This window comes from Capnocytophaga sp. oral taxon 329 str. F0087 (assembly GCF_000213295.2).
In the GTDB taxonomy this organism is placed as follows: domain Bacteria; phylum Bacteroidota; class Bacteroidia; order Flavobacteriales; family Flavobacteriaceae; genus Capnocytophaga; species Capnocytophaga leadbetteri_A.
Map to the genome: position 1 here is coordinate 1 of NZ_KN390032.1, position 12,270 is coordinate 12,270.

13 protein-coding genes and 1 pseudogene are annotated in these 12,270 nt (G+C 38.5%); 9 read left to right on the forward strand and 5 right to left on the reverse strand.

What is annotated here, in order from left to right:
* Both HMPREF9074_RS09380 and rfbB read left to right on the forward strand, forming a co-directional pair.
* A partial coding sequence (locus tag HMPREF9074_RS09380; protein WP_034540407.1) for a glycoside hydrolase family 92 protein occupies positions 1 to 733 on the forward strand: 733 nt, incomplete at its 5' end.
* On the forward strand, positions 734 to 1,729 hold the full coding sequence (rfbB, locus tag HMPREF9074_RS09385) for a dTDP-glucose 4,6-dehydratase (RefSeq protein WP_009388669.1): 996 nt from the start codon (positions 734 to 736) through the stop codon (positions 1,727 to 1,729).
* A gap of 76 nt (positions 1,730 to 1,805) precedes the next feature.
* On the opposite strand, the gene HMPREF9074_RS09390 is transcribed toward rfbB, so the two are convergent.
* On the reverse strand, positions 1,806 to 2,510 hold the full coding sequence (locus HMPREF9074_RS09390; protein WP_009388668.1) for a cell division protein FtsQ/DivIB: 705 nt from the start codon (positions 2,508 to 2,510) through the stop codon (positions 1,806 to 1,808).
* Positions 2,511 to 2,741: 231 nt separating this feature from the next.
* Between HMPREF9074_RS09390 and HMPREF9074_RS09395 the strand changes: the two genes are divergently transcribed.
* Positions 2,742 to 3,377, forward strand: a complete 636-nt coding sequence (locus HMPREF9074_RS09395) for a hypothetical protein (RefSeq protein ID WP_034540412.1) — start codon at positions 2,742 to 2,744, stop codon at positions 3,375 to 3,377.
* Between the two features lie 110 nt (positions 3,378 to 3,487).
* Positions 3,488 to 4,369 carry a GTPase Era gene (era, locus tag HMPREF9074_RS09400; protein WP_009388666.1) on the forward strand — a complete coding sequence of 294 codons (882 nt, stop codon included), beginning with the start codon at positions 3,488 to 3,490 and terminating at the stop codon, positions 4,367 to 4,369.
* Here era and HMPREF9074_RS09405 read toward each other — a convergent pair.
* Both HMPREF9074_RS09405 and HMPREF9074_RS09410 read right to left on the reverse strand, forming a co-directional pair.
* Positions 4,359 to 5,150: a DUF6048 family protein gene (locus HMPREF9074_RS09405; protein WP_009388665.1), complete on the reverse strand. Its 792-nt coding sequence runs from the start codon at positions 5,148 to 5,150 to the stop codon at positions 4,359 to 4,361. The genes era and HMPREF9074_RS09405 overlap by 11 nt on opposite strands.
* Positions 5,116 to 5,553, reverse strand: a complete 438-nt coding sequence (locus HMPREF9074_RS09410) for a DUF6452 family protein (RefSeq protein ID WP_034540415.1) — start codon at positions 5,551 to 5,553, stop codon at positions 5,116 to 5,118. Before HMPREF9074_RS09410 ends, HMPREF9074_RS09405 begins: the two co-directional genes overlap by 35 nt.
* 354 nt (positions 5,554 to 5,907) lie before the next feature.
* On the opposite strand from HMPREF9074_RS09410, the gene HMPREF9074_RS09415 reads away from it, so the two are divergent.
* From HMPREF9074_RS09415 to rpmF, 4 genes are all read left to right on the forward strand, one after another.
* Positions 5,908 to 7,506: a sensor histidine kinase gene (locus HMPREF9074_RS09415; protein WP_009388663.1), complete on the forward strand. Its 1,599-nt coding sequence runs from the start codon at positions 5,908 to 5,910 to the stop codon at positions 7,504 to 7,506.
* Positions 7,507 to 7,553: 47 nt separating this feature from the next.
* The gene (locus HMPREF9074_RS09420; protein WP_009388662.1) at positions 7,554 to 8,303 is read left to right on the forward strand and encodes a response regulator transcription factor; all 750 of its coding nucleotides are present in this window, start codon (positions 7,554 to 7,556) and stop codon (positions 8,301 to 8,303) included.
* 103 nt (positions 8,304 to 8,406) lie between these two features.
* Positions 8,407 to 8,937 (forward strand): YceD family protein, encoded by a 531-nt coding sequence (locus HMPREF9074_RS09425; RefSeq protein ID WP_009388661.1) that lies wholly within the window; start codon positions 8,407 to 8,409, stop codon positions 8,935 to 8,937.
* Positions 8,938 to 8,949: 12 nt separating this feature from the next.
* The gene (gene rpmF, locus HMPREF9074_RS09430; RefSeq protein ID WP_009388659.1) at positions 8,950 to 9,144 is read left to right on the forward strand and encodes a 50S ribosomal protein L32; all 195 of its coding nucleotides are present in this window, start codon (positions 8,950 to 8,952) and stop codon (positions 9,142 to 9,144) included.
* A gap of 40 nt (positions 9,145 to 9,184) precedes the next feature.
* On the opposite strand, the gene HMPREF9074_RS09435 is transcribed toward rpmF, so the two are convergent.
* Together HMPREF9074_RS09435 and def are read right to left on the reverse strand one after the other, a co-directional pair.
* Positions 9,185 to 9,574: a DUF5606 family protein gene (locus HMPREF9074_RS09435; RefSeq protein WP_009388651.1), complete on the reverse strand. Its 390-nt coding sequence runs from the start codon at positions 9,572 to 9,574 to the stop codon at positions 9,185 to 9,187.
* A gap of 20 nt (positions 9,575 to 9,594) precedes the next feature.
* A complete protein-coding gene (gene def / locus HMPREF9074_RS09440) occupies positions 9,595 to 10,173 on the reverse strand; it encodes a peptide deformylase (RefSeq protein WP_009388649.1) in 579 nt (192 codons plus the stop codon).
* 252 nt (positions 10,174 to 10,425) lie between these two features.
* Between def and HMPREF9074_RS09445 the strand changes: the two are divergent.
* Positions 10,426 to 12,270 (forward strand): annotated as a pseudogene (locus HMPREF9074_RS09445) (DUF11 domain-containing protein); the annotation flags it as partial.

The window sequence follows — 12,270 nt, forward strand, 5'->3', positions numbered from 1 at the left end:
CTTCTTGAAGCGTTCAGAAGCCTACACACACCTATTCGATAAAGAAACAGGCTTTATGCGTGGAAAAAGCACCGATGGCAAATGGCGTACTCCTTTTGACCCCAAACGTTCTGACCACCGCGAAAACACCGACTATACCGAAGGTAATGCTTGGCAGCACAGTTGGTTTGTACCTCATAACGTAAAAGGACTTATTAATCTATTTGGTGGTAATGAACCTTTTGTAGCGCACTTAGAGAAACTCTTTACCGAAAGCTCAGAAATTACTGGTGATAACACCTCTCCTGATATTTCAGGACTAATAGGGCAATATGCACACGGCAATGAACCGAGCCATCATATAGCTTATATGTTCAACGTGGCAGGGCAACCTAAGAAAACGCAGTATTGGGTAGACCGCATTTTGCAAACACAGTACAACACTACCCCTAATGGGCTTAGTGGTAATGAAGACTGCGGACAGATGTCAGCTTGGTATATCTGGAGCGCAATGGGCTTATACCCTATGAATCCTGCTTCTACTGAATACCAATTTGGTCGTCCTCTATTCGATAAAGTAACGATGCACTTGCCAAATGGTAAGACCTTTACCATAGTGGCTAAAAACGTATCTAAAGATAATAAATATATCAAGTCAGTTACTTTTAACGGAAAGGCTTATAACCAATGGTATATTTCGCATCAAGAACTCTTGAGTGGCGGTGAATTAGTTTTTGAAATGACAAATAAATAAATGAAAAGAAACATTTTAATTACAGGAGGAGCTGGTTTTATCGGCTCGCACGTGGTGAGGTTATTTGTAACTAAATATCCTGATTATCACATTTTCAACTTAGATAAACTTACTTACGCAGGCAACTTAGATAATATTGCTGATATAGCTAATGCCCCTAATTACACTTTTATAGAGGCAGATATTTGCGACTATGAGCGTATGAAGGAACTTTTTAAGAAGTATCATATTGATGGGGTGATACACCTTGCTGCTGAAAGTCACGTGGATAGGAGTATTGAAGACCCTTTCATCTTTGCTAAAACTAACGTGATGGGTACTTTGAGCCTCTTGCAGGCGGCTCGCGAAGCGTGGAAGGACAATATGCAGGGCAAACGCTTCTATCACGTCTCTACTGACGAGGTGTATGGAGCGTTAGAAATGGATAACACACTCTTTACTGAAGAAACTCCATACGACCCTCAGTCGCCGTATTCAGCTTCTAAAGCCTCATCAGATCACTTTGTGAGGGCTTACCACAATACTTATAAGCTACCTGTGGTGATTTCTAATTGTTCTAACAATTATGGTTCTCATCAATATCCTGAGAAGCTTATTCCCGTATGTATTTATAATATAGTAGATAATAAGCCCTTACCTATTTACGGCAAGGGCGAGAATATTCGCGATTGGTTGTTTGTAGAAGACCACGCTCGTGCTATTGATGTTATTTTTCATCAAGGAAAAGATGGTGATACTTACAATATTGGTGGTTTTAACGAATGGCGTAATATCGACTTAGTAAGAGTCATTATTAAAGAAGTTGATAAGCAATTAGGAAGACCTGAAGGTACTTCTGAGAAGCTTATTACCTTTGTAACTGACCGTGCTGGTCACGATTTGCGTTATGCTATTGATGCTACTAAACTGAAGAATGAGTTAGGTTGGGAACCCTCATTGCAGTTTGAAGAAGGTATACAAAAAACTGTAAAATGGTATCTTGAAAGAATTAAATAACAATTTCATAATCAACAAAAAAACAGGGACTGTTCAATTTGAATAGTCCCTGTTTTTTTATTGACTTATTTGCAAATTATCTTTTGCAGACTACTTGGTTAGTGTATTTTAGATTAACAATACTGTATTCGTTTAAGAGGTTCATCTTTTCTAACTGCTTGTAGAACGCTTTGAGGTTAGCTTTCTTCATTTGTTCGTCTTCAAAACGTCCGAAGAGGACAGTGAAATGAGGAATGCGCATTAAAAATTGGTATTCACCATTGTTTTTGACCATAACCTCAGTGATGTTTTCGTTAAGCCACATATCATTCTGTATAAACATCATTAGGCGATAGGTGTCTTCCCAATATTTATTGCATTCGCCTTTAAGTAGGGGTACACGGGCTGAATAAGAGCTCGATAGAGGCATTTTTTTGCCTTGAGTATCCATATAATATACCGTGCCATTGTCATACACACGCGCAATAGGTTGACGTTGTTTTACTTTGGCATTAAGCACCCCATCAAGTGTGTAGAAGACTTCTGACTTTTCTATCATATCATTGTTATCTAAGAGATTTTCTATCTCCCTCAACTTTAGCAAACCTATAGGCTGCGGTGCTTGTGGGTCTTTGAAAATAGTGCGGCGTATCGTCTCATCAGTTACATACATATCTTCGTCTTGATGGTCTATGATTACTTCTTTTATAGGACGCATTTTGTTTTTCCCCGAGGCAAATAGCTGAATGCCAAGAGGTAATAAGATGATAACTACTATTTTGATGATTTTCTTAGGGTGCATAGCGTTGTTTTTTGCCGCTGCAAAGGTAGTGATAATTTGTCAATTTGCCAATTTGTCGATTTGCTAATTAGGGAAAGAGATGTTGCTCACCAACTTTCCTTCGCTTATCCTTCGCTCATCGTTCGCTCATTGTTCGCTCATTGTTCGATTTAGCAATAGTTAAAAACTAACTATTAATTTTTGCTAATGTGCTAATTGTTTTGTACATTTGCCGCCTATCTAAAATATTGTATTATGAAGTATATATTTCTATTATTGAGTGTGTTAGGAATAGCTCCGCTGGCAATAGGTCAGGATATAGAAGGAGTGCTAACAGAGAAAATTAAACTACTTGACAAAAGTTATAAAAATACAGAGTTGCAGCCCTTGGCAAATGACTTTGAGCGCATTGCTTTGGCTGACACTACGCATTGGCTCGCTAACTATTATACGGCTTACGTAAACGTTCGTATAGCCGACCAGTCGTCTGGTAGTACTATTGACTCTTATTGCGACCAAGCTGAAAAATATCTGAAGATAGCTGAAAAAGCTAAAGGGGCTAATGCGTCTGAAATCTATGCGCTTTATGCTTATCTGTACAGTGCTAAAGTGAAGGTAAATCCGATGTTTAGAGGAGCTAAGTACGGTAAAATGAGTAAGGAGTATTCTGAAAAATCAATAAAGGAAAATCCTAATAATCCGCGTCCGTACCTAATTAGAGCTATCGGGATTTTTTTTACTCCTAAAGCCTTTGGCGGAGGGCCAGCTAAAGCAAAACCTTTCTTAGATAAGGCTTTTGAAAAATTCGATTCTTTTACTCCTGAAACAGCTAACAGTCCGCACTGGGGAAAAGGAATGGCAGAGTATTTGAAAAAATTAGGTAATTAGGCGATTTGGCGATTTGTCAATTTGACGATTTGTCGATTTGTTGATTTGTCGATTTGTCGATTTGGCAATTTGTTTCATAATTCAAAATTCACAATTCAAAATTAAAAAAAGTGCATAAAGCAGGATTTGTAAATATTATAGGGAACCCTAATGTGGGTAAATCGACTCTTATGAACGCTTTCGTAGGAGAGAAACTTTCGATTATTACGTCTAAAGCACAGACTACACGTCATCGTATCTTTGGGATAGTGAGTGGTGATGACTTTCAGGTTGTCTTTTCGGATACACCAGGTATTATTAAGCCAGCGTACGCACTGCAGGAATCGATGATGGCATTTGTAAAAGACGCTTTTGACGATGCTGATATTCTTATCTATATGGTGGAAATCGGTGAGAAAGGACTTAAGGAAGAAGCGTTTTTTGATCGTATCAATAAGCTAAATATACCCATACTGCTGCTTATTAATAAAATAGATACCTCTGAACAGCAGGTGTTGGAAGAACAGGTGGCGTATTGGAAAGAACAAGTGCCAAGAGCTGAGGTATATCCTATTTCGGCACTTCGCAACTTTCAGACTAAAGAGGTTTTTGATAGGATATTAGCTTTGCTGCCAGAGTCGCCTGCCTTTTTTCCGAAAGACCAATTGACGGATAAGCCAGAACGCTTCTTTGTAAATGAAATTATCAGGGAGAAGATATTATTGCACTATAAGAAAGAAGTGCCTTATTCGGTAGAAGTGACCACAGAGAGTTTTGCAGATAGCGAGACTATACTGCACATCCGCTCGGTGATAATGGTAGAGCGCGAAAGTCAGAAAGGGATTATCATCGGACATAAAGGAGAGGCACTAAAGAGGGTAGGGGTAGCCGCTCGCGCCGATTTAGAAAAGTTCTTTGGCAAACAAGTGCACTTAGAACTTTTCGTAAAGGTGAATAAAGATTGGCGCAGCAATGAGCGACAGCTCAGTAGATTTGGTTATGCTAGTCGTTAGTTGTTATGGGCTTTTTGGCTCTTTTGTAGAAAGGGATGAGGTAAGTTAGGGTATAGTTAAAACTTGCTCCGAAGCGACTGTTTTCGTATACACGACCAAAGGCAGGAATGTAGTAATTTGGGAAGCCTTTGCTGTCGGTTTGGAGTGCTAATACCCCTACACGTACAGAAGCTCCTGCATAAAGATTGTGCAATAGTTCGGCTTTGATGCCTAAAACTATCTCAAACCAATGGGCGGTGCGTCCGCTATATTTTTTTAGCCATTCAGTACTACTGCCAGCAGTGTTTTCGGTGAAATACTGGTTGTCTTTGTGGATGATATAAGAGTTGAGGTCTTGCGAGAAGAGTGAAAATCCGTAGCGCGCCCCTACATATATTTGGTTTTCCATACCATACCAGTTACCATAGCTATTATAGTCGAAGCCAGCGCGTAGGAACTGCCCTTCGGTAGTATAAGCGAAGAAGTCTTCATTAGTTTTTTTGCGTTCGAGCCCTATTTCAGCAGCTGCATAATAAGCGAAACTGAGACGGTAGTCGCCTACCAATTCGAGTCCGTAATAATTGCTGTTGAAAAAAGGTTTGATGAGCTTGCTTAGGTCAGCCCCCACACGCAAGCCATACCGCTGTTGGTAAGCGGGCGCTTTAGGTTTTTCGGGCAAGGCAATGGCAGTAGTACGAGAGTTCGTACTGCCCGTAGTGGTAGTGCGACTTGCTGTTTGGGCTTGCAATCCTGCAAAGCAAAACCAATTAATGATACAGATGTATATGAGCTTTCTTTTCATTGTCGATAGTGTTATTCTTGATAGTTACGCCTTTTAGCCAAGAGGTGTTAGCATCTTGGATAGTGGCAGAGAGGGTGTTGTAAGTAGTTTTGATGCCACAAGCTTTGCTTACAAATGTCTCTTCAGTATTATAAGTAAGGGTAAGAGTGGCGGTACTGGTAGTAGTACCAGATACTACTGTCTGAAAAAGATAGGTAGTAGGGTTTTGCAGCCGTAGAGGTAGCGCAATAGAATCGAGAGTAGTGCTGCTGACCAAAGGGGTAGTATTGCCTTCCCCGTAGATGGTTAGGTTAGCTATACTCATAGGGGTACGGGTGTTATTGGCGTTATAGAAGCGCACTACCAAACGAGGGGTATTCACGGTATGGTCGCAGATGTCGTCAGACTCGCAACTTACTGCCAAAAAGGTAGCTGATAGTACCGAGAATAGACGCGCAAAGAAGGTTATTTTGTTTGTCATTGGTAACCAATAATTTAGTTCTGGGGGCAAAGATAATAAATTAATGATAAATGGTAAATGATAAAGGGCAAAAGACAAATAATAAATGAGAAATGCATATTTTTTTGTTATGGTTTCGATAGGCTTTGAATAGAAAGTGTTTCGTTTGTAAGTGTAATAAAATCAGTAGGTTATATAGGTTACGAAATGGTTTTTTTACTATAATTAGGAAATATTTTATTAATTATTTTCCTAATAAATCGTTAATTTTTTAAGAATAAAAGTGTTTTTTTGAAAAAAAAGTTTTAACTTTGCACAATGAATAAAAGGTTATATATAGTACTAATTGTACTAACAAGTCTCTCGCTCGTAGGGATTATAGGAGTACAAGGGTATTGGATAAAGTCGGCGATAGATGATAAGGAAGATGCATTTACCTATTCTATTCAGCAGGTGCTTAACAATGTGGCAAAACAGATAGAGCAAGATGAGGTAGATAAATACGTAGCTAAAATTATGAGTCTGCGTGAGAATACCTCACGTTCAAATCCTAAGGAGAATCACCTGCGGGAATTTATCTATGTAAAAGAGAATAAGGGAAATAAAGAGACTTTTATATATAAGCACGGTATTTTAGAAGAGGACTATACGTTGCCGGCTAACCAGCGAACAGCTGCTGCCTTAGGTATTAATCACCTTTCAGATACATTGGCTATCAAAAGTTATATACTGAAAGAGACGCTTCAGCGGGTAAATAAAGGCCATACTATGGGCTATCCTTCAGAGCAGACGGTTACTGCTTATGAAAAATTTAGTGAATTGCCTGAGATAGAGCGACTAATGATAGAGGAATCGTTTAAGAGCATCATCAGGCAGCTATCTATTAATGAGCGCGTAACTGAAGGGCAGATAGAAAAACTATTGCTAAATCAACTGAAGAAAAACGGACTTAATCTGTCTTTTGAGTTTGGTATTTATAATAGAGGAGTGCTCTCAAAAGTGCATACTAAGTACTTTGAACCGAATGAACCTAAGGAGTTTAGGACTTTGCTTTTCGGAGGTAATACTTCAGATGACTCGTTGTATGAATTGGCAGTGATATTTCCTCAGCGAGAGCGAGTGCTACTTTCATCTATTATAGGTATAGCTACTCTCTCGACGGTGTTTGTACTGATTATCATAGCGGTGTTTGTTATCACGCTCAACCAGTTGCTTACTCAGCGGCGTATTTCTGAGATAAAGACGGACTTTATTAATAATATGACGCACGAATTTAAAACGCCTATTGCTACTATGAGCTTGGTGTTAGACAGTGTAAAGAGTCCGATGGTACTCTCTGATCCTGATAAGGTGTTGCATTATGTGCATATACTCAAGCAGGAAAACAAACGAATGCTTGCTCAGGTAGAGAATATATTGCAGATTTCGCGTTTGGAAAAAAGTACGATGCAGTTAGAACGAGAGCCTTTAGATGTACACGAGGTTATTACTACTGCGATGTTGCACGTGCAAACGATATTAGATGAGCGTGGAGGAGTGATACATACGCATTTTTTGGCAGGGAATAGCGATGTATCGGCTAACGAATCGCACCTTACGAATGTATTTGTAAATGTAATTGAAAACGCCATAAAGTACTCACCCAATGCGCCTGTTATAGATGTTTATACCGAAAATATCAAGAATAAGTTGCTCATACGTATTAAAGACCAAGGGCAGGGTATGACTAAGCAGGCTATGAAGCATATATTTGACAAGTTCTACCGTGCACATACAGGCGACTTGCATAATGTGAAAGGTCACGGTTTAGGTTTGGCCTACGTGAAGAGTATAGTGGAATATCACGGAGGTACTATAACGGTAGAAAGTGAAAAGGATAAGGGTAGCACCTTTTTTATAAAGCTACCCGTGATATAATTAGCCAAATTGTCAAATTATTAACGGCACTAACATAAAAAAAGAATATGAACGGAAACTATTACAGCGCTAAAGTTCCTTCTGAGAACAAACGCATCCTCTTAGTTGAGGACGACCCTAATTTTGGGACAGTACTAAAAGACTACTTAGTAATGAGTGGTTTTGATGTAGTTTTAGCTAAAAATGGGATGGAGGGTTTTGAGAAATTTAAAAAAGAAACCTTCGATATGTGTATTTTGGACGTAATGATGCCTTATAAAGACGGATTTACATTAGCAAAAGAAATACGTGAGAAGAATGAGAAGATACCAATTATTTTCCTTACCGCTCGCACTATGCGTGAGGATGTGATAAAAGGATATCGCTCAGGAGGTGATGACTATCTGAATAAACCTTTTGACTCTGAAATCTTATTGATGAAAATTCGCTCAATGCTACAACGCAAAACAATTGAGACGATGATAGATGATAATAAGTTTGAGTTTGAGATAGGTAACTTTTTCCTCAATACCAAATTGCGTATTCTTAAGTATAAAGATGAAGAGCCTGTGAAGCTATCGCCTAAAGAAAATGAATTATTGCGATTGCTTGCCCTACATACTGACGACTTTATGTCGCGCGAATTAGCCCTTTCTAAAATCTGGAAAGATGATAACTATTTCACTTCAAGAAGTATGGATGTGTATATAGCAAAACTTAGAAAACTGCTTAAGAGAGATGATAAAGTAGAGATTCTCAACATACACGGCGAAGGGTTTAGATTAGTAGCTAATAAAGAAGCTGAGGGCTTTGTGTAAAGTTTTTTAGGGGAATATTTTGGAGTTTTAGAAAAAAGTATTAATTTTGCAGCCTCAAAAGTAGAGAGGTGTAAATCTGTGTGCTTTTGAAAAAGGTTAAAAAATGAGAAAATTAAAAGAATACGATATTTCTTTTGCAGGCTTGAAGCAGGGCAGTCACCAGTTTGACTATCATATTGATAAGCATTTTCTAGAACTCTTTGCCTTTGATGAGGTAAATGATATTGACCAAATAGTAACCGTTCTTTTAGAGAAAAAGAGCAACCTTATGGAACTGCACTTTAGCAGTAAAGGTACAGTAAATGTAAATTGCGACCTCTCTAACGAGCCTTTTGACTTGGCGGTATCAGGGGCACTTTTTTTAGTGGTAAAGTTTGGTGAAGAATATAATGATGAAGATGAAGAGCTGCTTATACTACCACAAGGAGAGCATCAACTAAATGTTGCACAATATATATATGAGTTGATAGTGCTTTCTATTCCTGCCAAGCGCGTACACCCCGATGTACTGAGTGGTAAAATGCACTCGGAGGTATTAGACCGATTGGAAGCACTTGCTCCGAAAGAATATCATCCTACTGAAACAGTAGACCCCCGCTGGGAAAGTTTAAAGAATTTAATAACTGATAAATAAAAAGATTAAGTAATGGCACATCCTAAACGAAGACAATCAAAAACCAGAAGAGATAAAAGAAGAACTCACGATGTAGCAGTAGTTCCTCAAATAGCGAAAGACCCAGTAACAGGGGAAAATCACCTATACCACCGTGCGCACTGGTACGAAGGAAAATTGTACTACCGCGGACAAGTATTGATTGATAATACACAAAATGCAGAATAAAAAAATGCCTCCTTAAAAGGGAGGCATTTTTTATTAATCATTATTCATCGGTTAATAAGTTTTTAGACAGGAGGAGATTGTACCACTGTATTACTTTTTTGATGTCGCTAGTGTATACGCGATCGCGGTCGTACTCAGGTAGTACTTCAGCAAAATAGACCTCTAAAGTAGCTCCATCAGCTTTAGCAGATACGCGAGTTTCTTTACCTTCTTCCAATGTTTTTATTTTTTCAAATACTTCACTTAGTGGTATTTCTTTTTCGGTAGTATAGATAGCTATTTCAGAGAGTAGGCTTACATTATTGCGGATGCCTACAGATATGCGTTTGTCATCTACTAATGAAGTAGCTAAAAAGCCTGTACGTGTTTGTGTTTCTAAGCGGTATAAACCAGGTTTGCCTGAAATGGCAAGAATTTTTGTTAAATTCATTCCTTATTATTGTTTAGTTATTAATTTTTATAGAATTTCATACGATAATCTACTTTCACTTTGCCTTTGCTGATATTGGTAAGTTTGCCCTTTATCAGTTGTTTTTTGAAAGATGAAAGTTTATCAGTAAAGAGGATGCCTTCGATATGGTCATATTCGTGTTGCACTACGCGGGCAGCTAAGCCAGTGAGGGTGAGTCGCTGAGGGGTGAATTGCTCATCGACAAACTCAATAGTGATTTGCTTTTGGCGGCTGACATCTTCGCGCACCCCAGGTATACTAAGGCAGCCTTCGTTGAACAGCCATTTATCACCCGTTTCTTCGGTGATTTTAGCGTTGATAAAAGTTTTTTTGAAGTTTGATAAGAAAGTACGTTCCTCTTCAGTGAGGTCATCATCATCAGCAAAAGGAGCGGTATCGACTACGAAGAGGCGGATGGGCAGCCCAATTTGTGGAGCCGCCAGTCCCACGCCATAAGCGTAGTTCATAGTGTCGTACATATTGGCAATCAGCGTATTGAGATTAGGGTAGTCGGGTGATATGTCAGTAGCTACCTTTCTTAATACGGGGTCGCCATAGGCAATAATAGGTAAAACCATTGTATTTTAATTTTTTGTGGGGGCAAAGATACGAATAATTAGACAATTAGCAAATAAGTGTTAGCTAATCAGCAAATTAACTAGTTTTCACAGAGTGTTAAAATGGTGTTAATTGTAGTAAAAGATGTTTTTTTATTGGATAAATGGTGTACCTTTGCGTTTGAAACCATAAGTGTGACCATTAACCAACGATTGATTACCAAAGAATTAAATAGTTAAAAAAATATCTAACTCCCAAATATATAGTATTATATGAAAAAAATATTACTATTACAATGTTTCTTTTTAGCAGCTTTTTTGACTGCTACAGCGCAATCATTTAACGAACGTTATAAGACCACTCTCAAAGGGAATATGATAGTGGTAGGGAACTCTATTCTAAATAGAGGAGATTCTCGTCCTGCTAATACTCCTTTTAATGATTGGAAAGCAGATAACTCTAAGAGAAATTTGGAGTATACTAATGTAGACCAAGCTAACACACGCAATTCGAGTTCTGCAAGAGTTAAAAATCCTAACCCTTCTTCAAGTTGTGGATTAACAGTAAAGAAAGCTTATCTTTACTGGGGGGCGGCCTATAAACCTGATAATGTAACAGGGGCTAATAGACTAACAAACCCTGTGCTTGACCCTTCGAAGTTTAACCAACTACGGTTTAGACAAGGCAATGGTACTTACCACAATATTACGGGTACTATATTGCATTCTGATGGAGGAGCAAATCCTACTGGTCGTTCACAAAGTGCTTATGCTTGTGTGGCTGATGTAACGCAGTACGTAACTAGTATCAATAACGAGACTTTTACGGTGGCTGATATGCAAGCCCCATATGGGAATGAAACCAATGGCAATGGGTATGCTGCAGGATGGACACTCTTTATTATTTATGAAGACACTACCAAACCTGCGAGAAATATTACTTTGTTTGACGGCTTTTCTGTAGTAACAAGTAATAATAGTCCAGAGATTAAGGTGTCTGGTTTTACTACAGTACCTTCACCACTACCTGTAAATGCTAAGATAGCTTTTGCAGCGTTAGAAGGTGAGTCTTATTTGGGAGGAGATGTACTTAAGATAAAAACTAATAAAACAGGAAGCCCTGTGGTTATCACGGCACCTGGTCGTGAAGATAGCCTTGTACAAAATGGATGTTATTGGAATCCTTATCCGATAAGAGTTACTTGTAATGAGGCTGTTAAAAGTAACTTTTTCAACAGTTCCATAACAGATGAAAATGGTGTAAATACTGACCGTAATCCTGCTTCTACTAACCTGCTTGGGTTTGATGCAGGTATCTTCGATTTGCAGAATAATGGAAATTCTATTATAGGTAATAATACTACAGAAGCCTCTTTTTACCCTTCTACTACGCAAGACGTGTTTTACCCCTTTATGTTTGCCTTTAATGTAGAGGTTATCACTCCGCAAATTGTAATGGAGAAAAGAGCGTACGACTCTAATAATAATGATATTACAGGAGCTACTAATATAAAGGTAGGTTCTTCAATTCGCTATGAAATAAAATTTAAAAATATAGGGAATGATGATGCTAAAGATTTAGTGATTAGCGATGTGTTGCCTGCAAATTTAGAGAATAATGTAAGCAATGTAACTCTACCTACAGGAGCAACTCGTACTTTTATAGCAGCTACACGTACCCTTAAAGTAACCATTCCTGATAATTTGGTACAAAAAAGTAATAACCCTGCAGAATATACTATTTCATTTGTAGTAAAAGTAACGGGAGATTGTACTCAGTTTAGAGATGCGTGTTCTAATGTGATATCCAACCAAGCATTTGCTAAGTATAAGGGGGTGAAGAATCCTACAGAGCGAGAATCGGGTAGTTACAGCAATACGACCGCTTGTGGGGGAGGCAAGGAAGCTCCGTCTATCTTTACTATATCTGATGACTTCAATAATAAATGTGTATACAAAAAGACAGAAAAACTTTGTCAGCCTACCATTACGCTAACGGCAGGGGCTGGTTTCGATACTTATGTGTGGACAACCGCTACTGGTACTATAGTAGGTGCTGCTAATGGGCGCAGTATAGTAGCCTCTTCACCAGGGGTGTATAAGGTTACTAAAACAAAG